This is a genomic window from Clostridium sp. Marseille-P2415, from assembly GCF_900155545.1.
Lineage (GTDB): Bacteria > Bacillota > Clostridia > Lachnospirales > Lachnospiraceae > Lacrimispora.
On sequence record NZ_LT732526.1, the window covers coordinates 3,676,950 to 3,697,722 of the forward strand.

Below are 20,773 nucleotides of genomic sequence, written 5' to 3' on the forward strand. Positions count from 1 at the left end.
ACAAAATAAGCACGTAAAAATGAGGTTTACAAGACATAGTAAGGGATAGAACTTCATAAGATAAAAAGTAAAAAAAGAACTAATAAGCAATTTGGCGAAAAAGCTGCGCAATTATTGATATATTGCGCAGCTTTTTTTAAATAAAAAAATATACAAGATTTAATTATAATATTTGTTTAAATTATATATTTACAAAATGGAAAAAATTAACATAAAATACAAGTATAGCGCAAAAATATTGATGCAATTTTAATAAAATTGCGCAAAATGAAAGGGAGGGTAATGAATGAATAAAAAAATATGGAGACGCCTTGCGGTCACTTTAACTCTGGCGGTAAGTCTGATTATAGCTTTACCTGAGGCGGGCTATGATGTAAAAGCGGCACAAACAGGTACGGGAATTACAAAGGACTTTATCAGGGGCGTAGATATTTCGAGCATTATAGCATTTGAGCAAATGGGACAGAAATTTTACTATTCCAATGGGATTCAAGGAGACATTTTTGATATTTTAAAGAAGGCAGGTGTTAATTATATACGGGTACGCGTGTGGAATGATCCCTATGATACACAAACTCAGAAAGGCTATGGAGGCGGAAATAATGACATTTCCAAAGCAGTTGCAATCGGACAGCGTGCTAAGGCGCATGGAATGAAACTGCTGGTGGATTTCCATTATTCGGACTTCTGGGCAGATCCCGCCAAGCAATACGCTCCGAAGGCATGGAAAAATTATACTCCGGCACAAAAAGCCAATGCAGTTTATGACTTTACTTACAACTCCCTATCAACGCTTTTGACTTCTGGCGTGGAAGTGGGGATGGTTCAGATTGGAAATGAGACAATGGGGACCATGGCAGGAATGGGAGGCCTTTATGATGGAGTGTGGAATCTTACCAGCGGAGTAGGAGCGGCAATGCAGAAAGGCTGTGAGGCAGTTAACGCTGCCAATAGCAGATATGGTTTAAAAGGTGAAAAGGCTATTCTGAAGGTATTGCATTTTACAGATCCCAATACAACCGCCTCCTGGTATGCCGAACAGGCAGCTGCAAGAGGAATTGATTATGATGTATTTGCGGTTTCGGCCTATCCGTTTTGGCATGGCAGTCCTGATGATTTGGCGGTCACTTTAAAAAATATTGCAAAGACCTACAATAAAAAAGTAATGGTGGCTGAAACTGCTTATCCCTATACATTTGCAAACGCAGATTCGACAAAAAATAATGTAGGTTCTCAACGTGATATGTCATATTCCGGGTACGATGTAAGTATTGCCGGTCAAAAGAAAGCAATTTATGATGTGTTTCTGGCAGTTGCGTTTGTGAACACCCAGGCTGGGACAGAAGGACGCGGACTTGGAGGATTTTATTGGGAGCCTGCATGGATCGGTACGGATACGGTAAGCAGCGGATTATATGGCACAGGTTTTGCAACCTCTGTATCGGGAAATTATGAATTGCTGTTTCACAATAGCGTAATCGAATATTCAACAGAAGATAAAGGAAGTTCCTGGGATAATATGGCGATGTTTGACTCAGATGGAAAGGCATTGGATTCCCTACAAGTATTCAACCTTTTGAAGAATGCTTCTTCCAACAATTCATAGATATAAAGTGAACAACATCGGCAGAGAAAGGATAGATTGATGAGAAGCTTGACCAGAAGTATTAAAAAAAACAAAACACTGTTACTCATGTTGGTGCCGCCGCTTGTATTTGTTATTATTTTTAGTTATATCCCAATGCTTGGAATCGTTGTGGCATTTAAAAATTACAATTATTCCAGTGGTTTTTTAAGAAGTCCCTGGGTAGGTTTTGATAATTTTCGTTACTTATTTGTGACAGGTAAGATTTGGGCTCTTACCAGAAATACCTTGCTCTACAATATTTCTTTTATTTTCTTTGGAATTATTTTTGAAGTGGGATTTGCAATCATATTAAGTGAAATAACCGGAAATATATTTAAAAAAGTATCACAGGGATTTATTTTTCTCCCGTATTTTATTTCGTGGGTTGTGGTTTCAACCATTATGCTGAATATTTTCGGAGAGAACGGAGTGCTGAATTCTGTTTTGACAGCCTTTGGTGCAGAAAAATTCAGTATTTATCAGCGGAGTTCCCAATGGCCTGTTGTGATGGTTTTGGTGAAATTATGGAAACAGACGGGATATGGGACTGTAGTTTACCTGGCGGCGATTGCAGGGGTCAGCCAGGAAATGATAGAAGCTGCAAAAATTGATGGGGCTTCTGTATGGCAGAGAATAAGATATATTACCATTCCCAGCATAAAACCCACTATTATCATTATGACGCTGCTGGCAATTGGAAATATATTCCGTGGTGATTTTGGAATGTTTTATCAGCTGGTGGGTTCTAACCAGTTGCTTTTGCAATCTTCAGATGTCATCGATACTTATGTTTACCGTTCTTTGATTACAACACCGAATATCGGAATGTCGGCAGCCGCAGGTTTATACCAGTCCGTACTTTGTTTTGTAACTATTTGTGCGGCAAACTATATTGTAAAAAAGGCTGATCCGGACTATACCTTGTTTTAGGAGGCGGAAAAATGAAGATAAAAAAAGGGAAAGACGTTATCGTGTTTCATATTATGGCATACATGTTGGTTGGGGTTTTTGCTCTGGCCTGCATGATACCATTTTACTTGATTATAGTAGGATCCGTGACAAAAGAAAATATTATTATTACAGGGGGGTATCAATTTTTTGTTACGGCTAAAGAATTTTCCCTGGAAGCATATCGGATGGCATTGAAAGACCCTGAAAGTATTCTGAGAGCCTATGGAGTGACAATTTTTGTAACCGTAGCAGGGACAATATTGTCTATTTTTTTAACGACGATGACTGGATATGTTCTGGCAAGGCCGGACTTTCCGTGGAGAAACGGACTTTCATTTTTCTTTTTCTTTACGACTTTGTTTAATGGCGGTCTTGTGCCATGGTATTTGCTTTGTACAAAATATTTAAATTTCAGCAACCGCATTTATTCTTTAATTATCCCAGGCTTGTTTTCGGTGTGGAATATGATTATTGCAAAGAGCTTTATGAAAGGAATTCCGTTCGAAATGACCGAAGCTGCCAAAATAGACGGAGCAGGAGATTTCCTGATTTTTTATAAGGTGATTATGCCGATGGCAAAGCCGCTTGTTGCGACACTCACTTTGTTTATTGCATTGGCTTACTGGAATGACTGGTATAATTGTATGCTGTTTATGAGTACGAGTGAAAATTGGAATTTACAGTATACACTACAGAATATTTTGAACAGTACAACCGCATTGAAGCGTGTCGCTGCACAGACTGGAATGCAGGTTGGCCAATTACCATCAGAGGGATTAAAACTTGCCATGACTGTAATCGCCACTGGTCCTATCGTGCTTCTTTATCCGTTTCTGCAGAAATATTTTGTAAAGGGGCTTACGATCGGGGCGGTGAAAGGGTAAGCGCGTCCAGAAAAGGGCGATTGGTTTAGTGGGTGGAAATCCCATACGGCAAGGCGTAGCGAGCCACCGTTAGCGAGTCTTGGGTGTTGTCTGGTAACAGGCAAGGCTAAGCGTAGACAGTCAGGAAACAGGGTTGCAATGCTATCGAGCTTCGAAATTTTACAAAGTCTTAAAGGCCGACGCAGTTTATCCATGCGGAAGGCAACATCATAACAAGCGTTAAGCGAGTTTGTTATGGCTTTGACGGAGTCCAAGGGCCAATCATGTTTTACAATGACTAATCAGTCAACTGGAGAGAGCCTGTGATTTCCTGCAAAGCAGATAACTGCTGCATGCAGGTATGACGTACAACGATGACAAGGAGGAAATCAAAGGAGTCACAGGCAGTCGGACACTCTCATAGTACCAAAGAAGCCAGTAATGATGGCGGAGGGAAGGGGAGTGCATAATAACACTCTTTCTGAGGGCACATTTACCGCACTCAGGGGCGGGAGGATAAATGCAAACGAAATTAGAAAGAATAGCAGACAAATCGGCTCATGAAAGCCGACCGGTATTTACATCACTGTATCACTTGCTGAATGAGGAACTATTGCTTCAATGCCATAAAGAATTAGACGGAAAGAAAGCAACAGGAGTCGATGGAATAACAAAAGAGGAATACAGCCAAAACTTAAGAGAAAACATCAGAAATCTGGTGAAAAGACTTAGGAACAAGGCATATAAGCCGAAACCGACCCTGCGGGTGTATATACCGAAAGCAAATGGAAAGAAGCGTCCACTGGGTATTGCAGTCTATGAAGATAAAATTGTGCAATTAGGACTAAAGAAGATATTGGAAGCGGTATATGAACCAAAGTTTCAGGAGAACATGTACGGATTCCGGCCGAAACGCGACTGTCATATGGCAATCAAAGAAATGTGTATCAGTATCGTGCGAAAGCGTATCAACTATGTTGTAGATGCAGATATCAAAGGTTTCTTCGACCATATGAGTCACGAATGGACAATGAAGTTCGTTGAATACTACATCAAAGACCCGAACATACTCTGGCTGATAAAGAAGTATCTGAAAGCAGGAGTGCTGGAAGAAGGGAGGTATCAGACGAATGAATGGGGATCCGCCCAAGGAAATATCATCAGTCCGATATTGGCAAATATCTACATGCACCATGTGCTGGTGTTGTGGTACAAAGCATACTTTGAGAAACGCGGAACGGGAATGAGTTTTCTGGTAGTGTATGCAGATGATTACCTGGCAGGCTTTGAACATAAGGGGGAAGCCAAACGATACTACGAAGAGATGCAGATACGGCTGTGTAAATATGGGTTGGAACTAGAGACGAGTAAAAGCAGACTTGTAGAATTCGGGAGATATGCGAAAGAAAGAAGAAAGCGAAAAGGGGAGGGAAAACCCGAGACCTTTGATTTCTTGGGATTTACATTCTATTGCGGAGAAAACCAGGAGGGAAAGTTCTGTGTGATACCGAAAACCAACGGGAAACGAATGCGGACAAAACTGAAGGAGATGAAACAGTGGCTGAAGAACAATCGAACAAAGCCATTAAAAGAGATAATGCTGATCCTTAATCGTAAGCTGGTTGGACACTACAGATACTACGGTGTGACGTATAACATACCATCGCTGATGAAGTATCACTATTACACAACGCGCCTGTTATACCGCTGGATGAATCGAAGGAGTCAGAAGAAAAGCTACAATTGGGAGGAATTTAAGCAGATGCTGGATTATTATCCGCTGGCATATCCCAAGAGGTATTACAATCTCTATGCGTAGCGGGAATCTGTAAATGTTATTATGAAGAGCCGTATGCGGGAAAGCCGCACGTACGGTTCTGGAAAGGACTTCGCANTCCTGCAAAGCAGATAACTGCTGCATGCAGGTATGACGTACAACGATGACAAGGAGGAAATCAAAGGAGTCACAGGCAGTCGGACACTCTCATAGTACCAAAGAAGCCAGTAATGATGGCGGAGGGAAGGGGAGTGCATAATAACACTCTTTCTGAGGGCACATTTACCGCACTCAGGGGCGGGAGGATAAATGCAAACGAAATTAGAAAGAATAGCAGACAAATCGGCTCATGAAAGCCGACCGGTATTTACATCACTGTATCACTTGCTGAATGAGGAACTATTGCTTCAATGCCATAAAGAATTAGACGGAAAGAAAGCAACAGGAGTCGATGGAATAACAAAAGAGGAATACAGCCAAAACTTAAGAGAAAACATCAGAAATCTGGTGAAAAGACTTAGGAACAAGGCATATAAGCCGAAACCGACCCTGCGGGTGTATATACCGAAAGCAAATGGAAAGAAGCGTCCACTGGGTATTGCAGTCTATGAAGATAAAATTGTGCAATTAGGACTAAAGAAGATATTGGAAGCGGTATATGAACCAAAGTTTCAGGAGAACATGTACGGATTCCGGCCGAAACGCGACTGTCATATGGCAATCAAAGAAATGTGTATCAGTATCGTGCGAAAGCGTATCAACTATGTTGTAGATGCAGATATCAAAGGTTTCTTCGACCATATGAGTCACGAATGGACAATGAAGTTCGTTGAATACTACATCAAAGACCCGAACATACTCTGGCTGATAAAGAAGTATCTGAAAGCAGGAGTGCTGGAAGAAGGGAGGTATCAGACGAATGAATGGGGATCCGCCCAAGGAAATATCATCAGTCCGATATTGGCAAATATCTACATGCACCATGTGCTGGTGTTGTGGTACAAAGCATACTTTGAGAAACGCGGAACGGGAATGAGTTTTCTGGTAGTGTATGCAGATGATTACCTGGCAGGCTTTGAACATAAGGGGGAAGCCAAACGATACTACGAAGAGATGCAGATACGGCTGTGTAAATATGGGTTGGAACTAGAGACGAGTAAAAGCAGACTTGTAGAATTCGGGAGATATGCGAAAGAAAGAAGAAAGCGAAAAGGGGAGGGAAAACCCGAGACCTTTGATTTCTTGGGATTTACATTCTATTGCGGAGAAAACCAGGAGGGAAAGTTCTGTGTGATACCGAAAACCAACGGGAAACGAATGCGGACAAAACTGAAGGAGATGAAGCAGTGGCTGAAGAACAATCGAACAAAGCCATTAAAAGAGATAATGCTGATCCTTAATCGTAAGCTGGTTGGACACTACAGATACTACGGTGTGACGTATAACATACCATCGCTGATGAAGTATCACTATTACACAACGCGCCTGTTATACCGCTGGATGAATCGAAGGAGTCAGAAGAAAAGCTACAATTGGGAGGAATTTAAGCAGATGCTGGATTATTATCCGCTGGCATATCCCAAGAGGTATTACAATCTCTATGCGTAGCGGGAATCTGTAAATGTTATTATGAAGAGCCGTATGCGGGAAAGCCGCACGTACGGTTCTGGAAAGGACTTCGCATTGTGAGGTGCGATTTTACTAAACGCGCGTCCGGAAAAGGGCGGATTGCTTAGCGGATGGAAAACTGAAAAGAATCAGGCAAAACAGGAGGAAAAATGATGAAAATGAAAACAAGACTGGCAGTATCTCTGGCATTGGCAAGCATGACTGCCTTTATGTTAACGGCTTGCGGGAGTACTGCCTCAAATGGGAATTCTGCGAATGTATCCGGCAGCACAAGCGGTTTAGATGCTTTTACGATACCAAATGACAGTCCATATTCGGGAAAAGGATATGATTTATCTCAACGGAAAACGGTTGTTATGTATGCACTGGGAGATGAACCTACAGATATGCAAAAGGTAGTTGATAAGGCAAATGCAGATTATTTTGAACCCAATTTAAATACAAATGTTGAAATTAAATTTTTGAACTGGAGTGACTATGCCACGAAATATTCGCTTTTGCTTTCGGGCGGGGAACAGGTAGATTTAATCTATACAGCCGCTTGGTGTTATTACAATGAAGAGGCGGCTAAAGGAGCGTTTTTAGAGCTGACAGAAGATTTTTTGAGAGAAAATATGCCTTATACCTATGAGGAGCAGCCGCAGGAAAGCTGGGATCAAATTTCTATTAACGGTAAAATTTATGCAGTACCGAAAGCCAAGGCTGCATTTACTGCGTATAACATTGCAATTGTACGTCAGGATCTGATTGATCAGTACAATCTTACAGTGCCGGACAGCTGGGAAAATTATCAGAAATATGTTGAAGAATTGGCAGCGTTGAAATCCGGGACAGGTGTTACACCTTTGAATACGAATGCAAACCGCGAGCAGCTGCTTACCGCTTTTCTCCAGACCAAAGGCATTCAGAATGTGACGGAAGGATATGACTGGATGTATTACCATAACGGCAAAGAGCAGGCACCTGATGCGGACGATATCTTTTACTTTTATGGATCTGATCTGAATCTGGAATATGCAGAGAAAATGGCAGAGCTTGCCTCGGAAGGAATATGGCCGGCTGATGCAATCAATGATACGACAGATGCACAGGCTTATTTTGAAAACGGGACCTCTGGCTCTTTCCTGTGGAACACCAGTGTATTTCAGGCAGGAAAAAATCTTGAGTCAGCGGGGATTGGAACTTATGCAGTATATGATTTGACACCGAAAGCTCCCAGAAGCCGGGCAAGCTATGCAACAGATGCGATTGCCATAACAACAAAATCAGGGGATCAGAAAAGAGCCGCGCTGGTATTGGATTATATGAAGAGTGACGTTTCCTTAAACAGGCTTTTGCTTGGAGGAATAGAGGGAACTCATTATAAGCTGACAGATAAAGAAACACGTGAGACATTGGACCAGGCAAAAAATTATGGCTGGAATAACTGGGCATGGGCGCTCAACCGTCAGGACGAACCGGATGAAGACGGGCTGGACGAAAGGCAGATTGCAATTTCTGAAAATATGGATGCAAATGAATATCATCCACAGATTGCAGGATTTACTTTTGACCCGAAAAATGTAGAAACAGAATATACGGTAGTTAAATCCATTATAGATGAATATAAGCAGAGCTTTGCGCTTGGGATATATGGAGATAATACCGGAGCAGAATTTGCAGACTTTCAAAGGAAATTAAATAGTGCAGGAATTGATAAAGTTACGGAGGAATTAAAATCTCAGTATAATGCCTATTTGCAGCGAAATGGGCTTCAATAAACGGAAGCAGGTTCGGAATTTTCTTTCTTCTACAGAGAAAATCAGGTATAATAATAGGAATTCATGGATTTATCAGGAGGTATTATGAAATTCCAGTATGGACAAGAGAATGGACGTGAGCGAATTACAATACAGGAAATAGCAGAGAAACTGAAGTTGTCCTCTACTACTGTGTCAAGAGCGATTTCGGGTAAGGGCCGGGTCAGCCGGGAGACACAGGATAAGATATTTGCTTTTTTGGAGGAGAATCATTGTATTCCAAATATTAATGAAAAAGCAGAGAAAAGGTCTAAGAATATCTGTGTACTTTTGCCGGGGGAAGAGGGACATGCACAACTGCCTTATTTTCAAGAGATTTTATTAAGTATTTACGACTGTTTTTCATCATGGAATTACGGTGTATTGCTGGTAAAGACAACCTCCTCGGATATACAGGCCTTAAAAACACTGGTGGAACAGCATAAAGTGGATGGAGTGGTATTTACCAGAACAATGGCAGGAGATTTGGCTGTAAGCTATTTAAAAAAACAAGAGATTCCTTTTGTGGTAATTGGAAGCTGGCCGGAGACAGAGGTTATTCAGGTTGATTTTGACCAGGAAGGGGGCTGCAGGGATTTAGCCTCCGTACTGCTTCGAATGAATATTAAGAGAATTGCATGTCTTTGCGGTGATAAAGGGCATATTGTAACCCAGAACCGTCTGAAAGGAATCCGGGCTGCGTATCGTGAAGCGGGAGTTTTTATGGATGAGGATCTGCTTTATACCGGAGCAGTTCATCCATCAATTGTGGAAAAAGATGTGATGGAGCTTTTGGGTAAAAAAGTGGATTGTATTCTTTGCCTTGATGATAACATCTGTATGGGAGTATTGAATGCACTTTATAAAAACCAGATAAAAATTCCGCAGGAGGTAAAAGTTGCTTCCTGCTACGGCAGCAGGCTGTTGGCAAGCTGCTACCCTTCAGTTACCTGTCTGGAATTTGATGTAAAAGAAATAGGTGGTGTTGCTTCCAGAAAACTGTTGGATGCCATAAATAAAAATGCAGACTATAATAAACTGATCCTTGGCTATAATGTTTTAATCAAAGATTCTACCATGTAGCCAGGGAATAGTTTTGGGAAATACGGAGAAATAAGATGGAGAGAAATTTCTCTTGACAATTGACAGTTCTTTTTATAAAATTATTTTGAGTTTCAAAATATTTAATAATAAAACAATCCAACGCGGCATGCAGACCGCCGGCTCCAGGAAGAAAAGGAGAGGCGGCGGCATGAATGGGGGAATTTATGACAACAAAAATTATTGGAACAGGTTCTGCTGTCCCGGACCAGGTGGTGACCAATGATGATCTGGCAAAGTTTGTGGACACCAGCGACGAATGGATACGAACCAGGACCGGAATCAGGGAAAGGCGGATCGCATCGTCCGAGTCCGGGACCTCGGATCTGGCAGCAGAGGCAGCGAAAGAGGCTCTTAAGAATGCCGGTGTATCGGCAGAAGAGCTGGATATTATTATTTTGGCGACATCTTCTGCAGACTGCTGTTTTCCCAGCGGTGCCTGTGAGGTGCAGGCGGCAATCGGAGCTTATAATGCGGTAGCCTTTGATCTAAGCGCAGCGTGCACCGGGTTTATTTATGCCCTTCATACGGTTCAAAGTTTTTTTAAAGCAGGGATCTATAAGACAGGGCTGGTGATCGGAGCGGATACATTGAGTAAGCTTATTGACTGGAGTGACAGAAGCACCTGTGTCCTGTTCGGTGACGGAGCCGGAGCGGCTGTGGTACGGGCGGAAGAAAATGGTGTCCTTACCATGACCATGGGAGCGGATGGCAGCAGGGGAAGCGCTCTGGAATGCGGAGGGCGGACCACGGGAAATTTCCTGACGGGAAAGAAGCCGGAGCTCGGCTATATGACCATGGATGGCCAGGAAGTGTTCAAGTTCGCGGTCAAGACGGTGCCGGAATCCATTAAAAAGGTGCTTTCAGAGAGCGGAACCGATATAGATGAAATTAAATATTTTATTCTGCATCAGGCAAATTACCGGATTTTTGAATCCATAGCGAAACGGTTAAAGATACCCATGGAGAAAATTCCAACCAACTTAGAACGGTTTGGAAACACATCGGCAGCGACCATACCGATTTTGTTGGATGAGATGAACCGGGAAGGAAAATTACAGCGGGGAGATAAGATCATACTTGCTGGCTTTGGCGCAGGGTTAACCTGGGGAGCCACTCTTATGGAGTGGTAATGATTTCAACTAATACTTTGAAAATCAAAGTAATAGTATAAAAATTAAAATGATGAAAATGAAAGAGGAGATTGGAATTATGTTAGAGAAAATGCAGGAAATTATCGCGGAGCAGTTAAATGTGGAGGCTGAAAAAGTTACCGCTGCGTCTTCCTTTAAAGAGGACTTGGGAGCAGATTCTCTGGATCTGTTTGAGCTTGTTATGGCTCTTGAGGATGAGTATTCCGTTGAAATCCCGTCTGAGGATCTGGAAAAGCTGACTACGGTTCAGCAGGTTATGGACTATTTAAAAGCAAAGGGCGTGGAAGCGTAATGAAAACCAGAGTTACCGAATTATTGGGAGTGGAACAGCCGATCATCCAGGGCGGCATGGCCTGGGTGGCTGAGCACCACCTGGCCGCGGCCGTATCGGAAGCAGGCGGTCTTGGGCTGATCGGCGGTGCAAATGCCCCCGGCGAGGCGGTCCGTGCGGAAATCCGCAAGGCAAAGGAGCTGACCAATAAGCCGATTGGCGTAAATGTCATGCTGTTAAGCCCTCATGCAGAGGATGTGGCTAAGGTTGTTGTGGAGGAAGGCATCAAGGTGGTGACCACCGGAGCCGGAAACCCGGAAAAGTATATGGAAATGTGGAAGGCTGCCGGTATCAAGGTGATCCCGGTAGTGGCTTCTGTGGCGCTGGCAAAGAGAATGGAGCGCTATGGAGCGGATGCAGTGGTGGCGGAAGGCTGTGAATCAGGCGGACATATCGGAGAACAGACGACTATAACTCTGGTTCCCCAGGTAGTGGATGCGGTATCCATTCCGGTGATCGCTGCAGGCGGAATCGGGGATGGACGCGGAATTGCAGCAGCATTTATGCTGGGCGCGGAGGCAGTTCAGATCGGTACCAGATTTGTGGTGGCGAAGGAATCCATTGTACATGATAACTACAAACAGCGGATCATTAAGGCAAAGGATATTGATTCCGCAGTAACCGGCCGTACTCATGGACATCCGGTCAGATGCTTAAGAAACCAGATGACGAGAGAGTATGTGAGACTGGAACAGGAAGGCAAGTCCTTTGAAGAGCTGGAGTATATGACTCTTGGAACCCTTAGAAAGGCAGTTCAGGAGGGGGACATCACAAACGGCACGGTTATGGCCGGCCAGATTGCAGGTATGATTTACAAAGAGCAGTCCTGCAAAGAAATGATTGATGAGATGATGGAGCAGGCAGAGAGATTGCTTGGCCGTTAAAGAGGAGTTTATGATTATGAGCAAGATTGCATTTATTTTCCCAGGCCAGGGCGCGCAGTACTGCGGAATGGGCCAGGATTTTTATGAGCAGACAGCGATTGGAAAAGAAATATACGACATGGCCTCCGGGCTGCTTGGATTTTCTGTACCGGAATTGTGCTTTGAGAAGAATGACCGGCTGGATATTACGGAATATACCCAGGCTGCCATGGTAACCACCGGCATCGCCATGATGCGGGTAATGGAAGCGGAAAAGGGTGTGAGACCGGATGTGGCTGCGGGTTTAAGCCTGGGAGAATATTGTGCACTTGCGGCCGCAGGCGTGATGAGCGATGCGGATGCTATTTTGACAGTAAGGCAGAGGGGAATCCTCATGCAGGAAGCAGTCCCGGCGGGAATCGGAGCCATGGCTGCCATTCTGGCGCTGGATGCATCTAAAATTGAAGAGGTATTAGGCGGTATGGAGGGAGTCCAGATCGCCAACTACAACTGCCCGGGGCAGATTGTGATATCGGGTAAAAAAGAGGCGGTGGAAGAGGCCAATGAAAAACTCCTGGCAGCAGGTGCAAAGCGTGCCCTGATGTTAAATGTAAGCGGACCGTTCCATTCTTCCATGCTCGCCGGTGCAGGTGAAAAGCTGGGAGAGGTATTAAAGGGCGTGGAGATTTTAACTCCCCGGATCCCTTATGTGGCCAATGTGACCGCCGGGTATGTGACCGAAGGTGATATGGTAAGGCCTTTACTGGAAAAGCAGGTGTCTTCCTCCGTGCGCTGGCAGCAGAGCGTGGAAACCATGCTGGCAGATGGAGTGGATACCTTTATTGAAATCGGGCCGGGTAAGACCCTGGCAGGATTTATAAAGAAGATTACCAGAGATGCAAAAGTCTTTAATATAGAGAAACTGGAAGATATGGAGGCATATTTTTCTTAATGAAAGAAAGCGTAAGCACAGCTTGAATTTAGAAAAATAGCCGTTCGATGAACCTTAGGTGAATCGAACTTCATTATGGATGCAGGAGGAAATGAGCATGTTAGACGGCAGGGTAGCAGTCGTGACCGGAGCCGGCAGAGGAATCGGGCGTGCGATCGCCGTAAAGCTGGCAGGACAGGGTGCAACGGTGATTGTAAATTACAATGGTTCTGAGTCAAAGGCCCTGGAAGTGGTTAAGGAGATTGAAGAGAAGGGCGGCAAGGCGGAGGCCATTCAGTGTAATGTAACGGATTATGAGAGTGCCGGAGCTTTTTTGGAAGGTGTGATCAGGAAATACGGAAAACTGGATATTCTTGTTAACAATGCAGGTATCACAAGGGATAATCTGCTGATGAAGATGTCCGAGGAAGAGTTCGATGCAGTCATAAACACCAACTTAAAAGGGGTATTCAACTGCATGAAGCATGTATCGCGCCAGATGATCAAACAGAAGAGCGGAAGGATCATTAATATTTCCTCTGTGGCCGGCGTATTGGGCAATGCAGGCCAGGCCAATTACTGTGCGGCCAAGGCGGGCGTGATCGGAATTACCAAATCATTTGCCAGAGAGGCCGCCAGCAGGGGGATCACGGTAAATGCAGTGGCTCCGGGATTTATCCGGACCGATATGACTGATGTGCTGCCGGAATCCGTGAAGGCGGGCACCTTAGAGCAGATCCCCATGAAGCGTTTTGGAACAACGGAAGATATTGCCGATGCGGTAGCATTTCTGGCATCAGAAGGAGCCGGATACATCACAGGTCAGGTGATCAGTGTGGATGGCGGCATGGCTATGTAAGGAGAGATTGTATGAAGAGAAGAGTGGTAGTAACCGGTATGGGAGCCATTACCCCGATAGGAAATGATGTGGAAAGCTTCTGGAATGGCTTAAAGGAAAAAAAGGTCGGAATAGGGCCGATCACCCAGTTTGATACAACGGATTACAAGGCAAAGCTGGCGGCGGAAGTGAAGGATTTTGATCCAAAGGATTACATGGATCCAAAGGCAGCCAAACGAATGGAGCGGTTTGTCCAGCTCGCGGTGGCAGCGACCAAAGAAGCGCTGTCCATGTCGGGCATTGATATGGAAAAAGAAGATCCTTACCGGGTGGGCGTAAGCGTAGGTTCCGGAATCGGAAGCCTGCAGGCTCTGGAGCGTGAACATAAAAAGCTGTTGGAGAAAGGTCCGGGAAGAGTCAATCCCCTTCTGGTTCCGCTGATGATCTCCAATATGGCAGCAGGTAACGTGAGCATCCAGTTTGGGTTAAAGGGTAAATGCATCAATGTGGTAACGGCCTGTGCAACAGGAACCAATTCCATTGGTGAGGCTTTCCGGTCCATCCAGTATGGGGAAGCGGATGTGATGGTGGCGGGAGGTACGGAAGCCAGTATAACGCCGATCGGTGTAGCTGGGTTCACGGCTCTTACGGCACTTTCTACCGCAGATGATCCGCTTCGTGCCTCCATTCCGTTTGATAAGGACAGAAGCGGTTTTGTAATGGGCGAGGGTGCCGGTGTGGTTGTTTTGGAAGAACTTGAACATGCGATTAACAGAGGTGCAGTTATTTACGGCGAAGTAGCGGGATATGGGGCTACCTGTGATGCATACCATATCACTTCTCCGGCAGAAGACGGAAGCGGTGCTGCAAGAGCCATGACGGAAGCCATAAAGGATGCCGGAATTGCTCCGGAAGATCTGGATTATGTCAATGCTCATGGCACCAGCACCCACCATAATGATCTGTTTGAAACCCTGGCAATTAAAACAGCTTTAGGCGATCATGCAAAAAAGGTGAAAATAAGTTCTACCAAATCCATGGTTGGTCATCTGCTTGGCGGGGCCGGCGGTGTGGAATTTATTGTGTGTGTAAAATCCATTGAAGACGGATTTGTACATGCCACTGCGGGTCTTACGGAAGAAGGCGAAGGCTGTGATTTAAATTATACGAAGGGCGAGGGGATCGCCTGTGACGTAAAATATGCTATCAGCAATTCTTTTGGATTTGGCGGACACAATGCAAGCATCCTTGTGAAGAAGTTTGAACAGTAGGAGGCAGTCAATGGAAATAAATGATATTATCAGGCTGATGCAGGCTGTTACGGAAAATGGCCTGACCGGCTTTAAGATGGAAGAGGGAGATTTAAAGCTTTCCATTAAGAAGGAAAAGGAGATTGTGACCGTATCCGGGAATGCTGTTATGCCGGCAGAGATGGCAGCAGGTATTTTCGCACAGCCGAAGCTCCAGGTTCATACCATTTCAGATGGGACGGATGAGGAAACGGCTGGGGATGGAATCTGCTCGGAAAGAATCGTATCTTCTCCTCTGGTCGGAACATTTTACAATGCTTCTTCCCCTGACAGTGAACCGTTTGTTAAGGCTGGAGATACGGTGAAAAAGGGACAGATCCTTGGAATCATCGAGGCCATGAAGTTAATGAATGAGATTGAATGTGAATACGATGGTGTGGTGGAAGCTATTCTGGTAGGCAATGAAGACGTGGTGGAGTACGGTCAGCCTCTGTTCCGTATCCGGTAAGCCGTTTTAAAACCTAAGAGAGGCCCAGAGGCTGGGCCTCTCTTTTCAAACATAAGGAGAGAGCATGATGTTAGGTATAAAGGAAATTCAGGAAATCATTCCTCACAGGCATCCGTTTTTACTGGTGGACTGCATCGAGGAGTTTGAGCCGGGTGTAAAAGCGGCCGGATATAAATGTGTGACTTACGATGAGTCCTTCTTTCGGGGGCATTTTCCGGAAGAACCGGTGATGCCGGGGGTCCTGATTATAGAAGCGCTGGCTCAGGTAGGCGCTGTGGCCATCTTAAGCCTGGAAGAAAATAAGGGAAAAATCGCTTACTTCGGCGGTATTGACAAGGCGAAATTCAAGCATAAGGTCATTCCGGGCGAGAGGCTTAAGCTGGAATGTGAGATCATAAAACGCAAAGGCCCTGTAGGAGTGGGAAAAGCGGTAGCAACCGTGGACGGCAAGCTGGCAGCCAGCGCGGAACTGACATTTATGATTGGATAGGTGCATGTCTATGTTTGATAAGATTTTAATTGCCAACCGCGGTGAGATTGCGGTGCGTATCATAAGGGCCTGCAGGGAAATGGGAATTAAGACGGTTGCCGTTTATTCGGAAGCGGACCGGGAAAGCCTTCACACCCTGTTGGCGGATGAGGCCATCTGTATTGGTCCGGCGCCCTCGACCCAGAGCTATTTAAACATGGAGCGGATCCTCACGGCGACTGTGGCCATGAAGGCGGATGCCATCCATCCGGGGTTTGGCTTTCTTTCTGAAAATGCGAGGTTTGCAGAACTTTGTGAAAAATGTAACATTACATTTATCGGCCCTTCGAAAGACATCATTCATAAGATGGGGAATAAATCCGAAGCCAGAAAGACCATGATGGAGGCAGGCGTTCCTGTGGTCCCGGGCGGAAAGGAAGCGGTACGTCATGTGGAAGAGGCAAAGGCCATGGCAGAAAGGATCGGTTTTCCTGTCATGATCAAGGCATCTTCCGGCGGCGGCGGAAAGGGTATGAGAATTTCAAGGGGCCTGGAGGATTTCGAGGCCAATTTTAAAAATGCCCAGATGGAGTCGGTAAAGGGATTTTCCGATGATACCATGTATATTGAAAAATATATTGAAAAACCAAGGCACATTGAGTTCCAGATCATGGCAGATAAATTTGGAAATGTGGTGCATCTGGGGGAACGGGACTGTTCCATTCAACGGCGCCATCAGAAGGTGTTGGAGGAATCGCCGTCAGCTGCCATCTCTGAGGAGCTGCGGTACCGGATGGGAGAGGTTGCTGTCCGCGCGGCAAAGGCCGTGGGATATGAAAATGCAGGAACCATTGAATTCCTTCTGGATAAGCATAAGAATTTTTACTTTATGGAAATGAACACCCGGATCCAGGTGGAGCATCCGGTGACGGAAATGGTAACCGGCCTGGATTTGATCAAGGAACAGATCCGGATCGCGGCGGGAGAGCCCTTAAGTGTTAAGCAGGAGAACGTTTCCATTACGGGGCATGCCATCGAATGCAGGATCAACGCGGAAAATCCGGCGAAAAACTTTATGCCGTGTCCGGGCCTCATAAAAAATGTCCATGTACCCGGAGGCAACGGAGTCCGCATTGACACACACATTTACAACGATTATAAGGTTCCGGCCAACTATGATTCTATGCTGATGAAGATGATCGTCCATGGAAAGAACCGGGAAGAAGCCATTGCAAAGATGAGAAGCGCCCTCGGGGAGCTGATCATTGAGGGAATCGAAACGAATGTAGATTTCCAGTTTGATATCTTGAGTCATGAGGCTTACCGTGACGGAGATGTGGATACGGATTTTATCCCGAAATATTTCCCGGATTATGTCCGGTAAGCAGGTAAAGGAGTGTATCTTATGTTAAGAACCATGTTTAAGAAAACCTATACACTGATAGACAGCAAGTACAAGACTCCAGATAAAACAGAGGAACCGAATATTCCGGCAGGGCTGTGGAAAAAATGCAACAAGTGCAGCCAGCCCATTTATGCAGAGGATGTAAGGAACAACCATTTCGTCTGCCCCAAATGCAAAGGATACTTTCGCATCCATGCTTACCAGAGAATCGAGATGACTGCGGATGAGGGAACCTTTGAAGAATGGGATAAGGAGATGGAATTTGCCAATCCTCTGGATTTCCCGGGCTATGAAAAGAAGGTTGCGGCAGCCAGGGAGAAGACCGGGCTTTCCGAGGCCATTGTGACAGGATCCTGTGAAATAAACGGTCAAAAGGCAGTTATCGGAGTCTGCGACGCCCGGTTTATCATGAGCAGTATGGGCCATGTGGTGGGAGAGAAAATCGCAAGGGCAGTGGAACGGGCTACGAAAGAAATGCTTCCGGTGATCCTTTTTGCCTGCTCCGGCGGAGCCAGGATGCAGGAGGGGATCGTATCCCTGATGCAGATGGCGAAGACTTCGGCGGCTTTAAAGCGCCATCACGAAGCAGGCCAGCTTTATATCAGTGTGCTTACCGACCCCACGACCGGAGGAGTGACAGCCAGCTTTGCCATGCTTGGTGACGTTATTCTGGCGGAACCCGGAGCGCTCATTGGCTTTGCGGGACCCCGCGTCATTGAGCAGACCATCGGACAGAAGCTTCCCGAAGGATTCCAGAGGGCGGAATTTTTGCTTGAACATGGCTTCCTGGATAAGATTGTACCCAGAGAAGAGATGAAAGGAACCTTATCCGCCATCTTAAAGCTCCACAATCCACAAACCAGGAAGGCCTTCCGTGTGGATAACCTTGCGAAAGCAGAACCGGATGGTGGAAAAAAGAAACCGTTCCGCTTAAGAAAGAATAAAAGAAGCGCCTGGGATACGGTTTTATTGTCCAGAAGTGTAAACCGTCCTGTGGCAACGGATTATATTCATGCGATTTTTGATGACTTTATGGAGTTAGCCGGAGACCGTTATTTCAAAGACGACGGAGCCATCGTAGGCGGCATCGCTTCCTTCCATGGAATGCCTGTAACCGTTATCGGACAGGAAAAAGGAAAGAACATAAAGGATAACATCAAACGTAATTTTGGAATGCCGTCACCGGATGGATACCGGAAGGCCCTGCGTTTGATGAAACAGGCGGAAACCTTTGGACGCCCTGTGATCTGCTTTGTAGATACACCGGGAGCCTTTTGCGGCCTGGAGGCAGAGGAAAGGGGCCAGGGGGAAGCCATAGCCAGGAACTTATTTGAAATGTCGGATCTGACCGTGCCGGTCCTTTCCATTGTGATCGGAGAGGGAGGAAGCGGCGGAGCCCTTGCCATGGCGGTGGGAAATGAAGTCTGGATGATGGAAAACGCCATCTATTCCATTCTTTCTCCCGAGGGCTTTGCTTCCATTCTTTATAAGGACAGCAAAAAGGCAAATGACGCAGCCCGGGTCATGAGGATCACGGCAAGGGATTTAATGGAGTTAGGTCTCATAGAGCGGATAATTCCGGAAGAAGAGCCGGCCTGTGCAGAAAATCTTTCCGCTATCGCGGACGAAATGGATCGGGCTATGGCAGAATTTTTTGCCACATACCTTGCCATGACAAAGGAAGAACTTGCAAATCAAAGATATGAAAGATTTAGGAGAATGTAATGGGAACATTAAAACCATTGGTAATAGGAGACCTGGTGGCAAAAAATCCGGTGATCCAGGGAGGCATGGGGGTTGGAATCAGCCTTTCATCCTTAGCCGGAGCGGTGGCAAAGGCAGGAGGGATCGGGATCATTTCCACTGCCCAGATCGGCTTTCGGGAACCTGATTTTATGAAAAATCCTCTGGAAGCGAATTTGCGCGCCATTGGCCAGGAAATGAAAAAGGCAAGGGAAATCGCACCGGAAGGAATTATTGGCTTTAACATCATGGTTGCGACAAAAAATTATGCCAGTTATGTAAAAAAGGCGGTGAAAGCCGGAGCGGACTTAATCATATCCGGAGCCGGCCTGCCTGTAAGCCTGCCGGAATATGTGGCAGAGGCAGCGGAAGAAGCCGGAATCATGCTGAAAACCAAGATAGCTCCCATTGTTTCAACGGTGAAATCTGCTATGGTCATCTGTAAGATGTGGGACCGCAAGTACCACCGCGCGCCGGACCTGGTTGTGATTGAAGGGCCTCTGGCCGGAGGCCATCTGGGTTTTTCCAGAGATCATCTTGCGGAGCTTGGCGTGGATACGGAAGATGTGGACCGCACCTATAAACAGGCCGATTATGATGAAGAGGTAAGAGGTATCATACGCCTGGTAAAGGAATATGCGGATAAATACAATAAGGAGATCCCGGTGGTAACCGCAGGCGGTATTTATTCCCATGAAGATGTCATGCGTCAGCTTTCCCTGGGAGCCGACGGCGTTCAGGTGGCGACCCGCTTTGTGACCACGGTGGAATGCGATGCGCCGGAAGCGTTTAAGCAGGCCTATATTCATGCGAAAAAAGAGGATATCGTCATTACCAAAAGCCCGGTGGGAATGCCTGGCAGGGCGATCAAAAATCCGTTCTTAAAAGGCGTTGGTAAGAATCCGTTCCGGCTGGAGCATTGTTATCAGTGCCTGGATAAATGCGACAGGGAGACGATTCCTTACTGCATAACTAAGGCTCTGGTTAACTCAGCAGAGGGGCGGACCGATGAGGGCCTGGTATTCTGCGGGAGCAACGCATACCGGGCGGAACGGCTGGAAACCGTGGAAGCGGTTATGAAGGATCTGGTTGGAGAGAACTGATTGTCAGAGAGGGTGTCTTGAATACCAGTGTCTCTTATCGAAGAAAAACATCAGTTTACGAAAATTGTTATGAAACTGCCGGTTTAAAAATTGAAACAGGGGTAAGGCTCTTTAATAAAAGAACCTTACCCCTGTTTATGTTCACTTGGCGACTGCCGCGATAACTGGAGAAACTCGCAGAGCGTGTTTCTTCCGGTTATGAATCGTACAATAAAGTTATGTGGGTTCAGACATGGAAGATGTACAGATTTTAAGCCTTGTGGCAGTATTTATATTGCTTTTACACGGTTACTATGTTAAATTCAATATAAAGGTTGTTAATATATTTAAAAAATGCGGTAAAACAAAACATATGTTCTCGCTGCGAGGGAAATTAGGTGTAAGAAAGCCACGAAGAATTAATAGAAGGAATTAGTTATATTAATAAATTATGGCAAGGATACGATGACGAA

The 20,773-nt window shown here is 45.5% G+C and carries 18 protein-coding genes; all 18 read left to right on the forward strand.

Features of this window, described 5'->3' with window-relative positions:
* The first annotated feature begins 286 nt into the window (after positions 1-286).
* Entirely contained in the window at positions 287-1,606 is a 1,320-nt protein-coding gene (locus tag BQ9856_RS21775) for a glycoside hydrolase family 53 protein (protein WP_077612876.1), read from the forward strand.
* Between the two features lie 39 nt (positions 1,607-1,645).
* Positions 1,646-2,557: an ABC transporter permease gene (locus BQ9856_RS21780; RefSeq protein ID WP_077612877.1), complete on the forward strand. Its 912-nt coding sequence runs from the start codon at positions 1,646-1,648 to the stop codon at positions 2,555-2,557.
* Positions 2,558-2,682: 125 nt separating this feature from the next.
* On the forward strand, positions 2,683-3,462 hold the full coding sequence (locus BQ9856_RS21785; RefSeq protein ID WP_328587259.1) for a carbohydrate ABC transporter permease: 780 nt from the start codon (positions 2,683-2,685) through the stop codon (positions 3,460-3,462).
* 499 nt (positions 3,463-3,961) lie between these two features.
* Positions 3,962-5,260 (forward strand): group II intron reverse transcriptase/maturase, encoded by a 1,299-nt coding sequence (gene ltrA, locus BQ9856_RS21790; RefSeq protein WP_077609315.1) that lies wholly within the window; start codon positions 3,962-3,964, stop codon positions 5,258-5,260.
* 267 nt (positions 5,261-5,527) lie between these two features.
* Positions 5,528-6,826: a group II intron reverse transcriptase/maturase gene (gene ltrA, locus BQ9856_RS21795; protein WP_077609315.1), complete on the forward strand. Its 1,299-nt coding sequence runs from the start codon at positions 5,528-5,530 to the stop codon at positions 6,824-6,826.
* A 170-nt stretch (positions 6,827-6,996) separates the two neighbouring features.
* Positions 6,997-8,607, forward strand: coding sequence for an ABC transporter substrate-binding protein (locus BQ9856_RS21800; protein WP_077612879.1), 1,611 nt, complete (start codon positions 6,997-6,999; stop codon positions 8,605-8,607).
* An 84-nt stretch (positions 8,608-8,691) separates the two neighbouring features.
* Complete coding sequence (locus BQ9856_RS21805) at positions 8,692-9,708, forward strand: LacI family DNA-binding transcriptional regulator (protein ID WP_159442061.1); 1,017 nt, start codon at positions 8,692-8,694, stop codon at positions 9,706-9,708.
* A gap of 185 nt (positions 9,709-9,893) precedes the next feature.
* The gene (locus BQ9856_RS21810) at positions 9,894-10,859 is read left to right on the forward strand and encodes a beta-ketoacyl-ACP synthase III (protein ID WP_077613491.1); all 966 of its coding nucleotides are present in this window, start codon (positions 9,894-9,896) and stop codon (positions 10,857-10,859) included.
* 79 nt (positions 10,860-10,938) lie between these two features.
* Entirely contained in the window at positions 10,939-11,172 is a 234-nt protein-coding gene (gene acpP / locus BQ9856_RS21815; RefSeq protein WP_077612881.1) for an acyl carrier protein, read from the forward strand.
* Entirely contained in the window at positions 11,172-12,095 is a 924-nt protein-coding gene (gene fabK / locus BQ9856_RS21820; protein ID WP_077612882.1) for an enoyl-[acyl-carrier-protein] reductase FabK, read from the forward strand. Before acpP ends, fabK begins: the two co-directional genes overlap by 1 nt.
* Positions 12,096-12,111: 16 nt before the next feature.
* Positions 12,112-13,026 carry an ACP S-malonyltransferase gene (fabD, locus tag BQ9856_RS21825; RefSeq protein WP_077612883.1) on the forward strand — a complete coding sequence of 305 codons (915 nt, stop codon included), beginning with the start codon at positions 12,112-12,114 and terminating at the stop codon, positions 13,024-13,026.
* Between the two features lie 97 nt (positions 13,027-13,123).
* Positions 13,124-13,864 (forward strand): 3-oxoacyl-[acyl-carrier-protein] reductase, encoded by a 741-nt coding sequence (gene fabG / locus BQ9856_RS21830; protein ID WP_077612884.1) that lies wholly within the window; start codon positions 13,124-13,126, stop codon positions 13,862-13,864.
* A gap of 11 nt (positions 13,865-13,875) precedes the next feature.
* Positions 13,876-15,114 (forward strand): beta-ketoacyl-ACP synthase II, encoded by a 1,239-nt coding sequence (fabF, locus tag BQ9856_RS21835; protein ID WP_077612885.1) that lies wholly within the window; start codon positions 13,876-13,878, stop codon positions 15,112-15,114.
* A gap of 10 nt (positions 15,115-15,124) precedes the next feature.
* A complete protein-coding gene (gene accB / locus BQ9856_RS21840) occupies positions 15,125-15,601 on the forward strand; it encodes an acetyl-CoA carboxylase biotin carboxyl carrier protein (protein WP_077612886.1) in 477 nt (158 codons plus the stop codon).
* Between the two features lie 67 nt (positions 15,602-15,668).
* A complete protein-coding gene (gene fabZ / locus BQ9856_RS21845; RefSeq protein WP_077612887.1) occupies positions 15,669-16,091 on the forward strand; it encodes a 3-hydroxyacyl-ACP dehydratase FabZ in 423 nt (140 codons plus the stop codon).
* 10 nt (positions 16,092-16,101) lie between these two features.
* A complete protein-coding gene (locus BQ9856_RS21850; protein ID WP_077612888.1) occupies positions 16,102-17,454 on the forward strand; it encodes an acetyl-CoA carboxylase biotin carboxylase subunit in 1,353 nt (450 codons plus the stop codon).
* 21 nt (positions 17,455-17,475) lie between these two features.
* A complete protein-coding gene (locus BQ9856_RS21855) occupies positions 17,476-19,200 on the forward strand; it encodes an acetyl-CoA carboxylase carboxyltransferase subunit alpha (protein ID WP_077612889.1) in 1,725 nt (574 codons plus the stop codon).
* Complete coding sequence (locus tag BQ9856_RS21860) at positions 19,200-20,321, forward strand: NAD(P)H-dependent flavin oxidoreductase (RefSeq protein ID WP_077612890.1); 1,122 nt, start codon at positions 19,200-19,202, stop codon at positions 20,319-20,321. Before BQ9856_RS21855 ends, BQ9856_RS21860 begins: the two co-directional genes overlap by 1 nt.
* Positions 20,322-20,773: the final 452 nt, after the last annotated feature.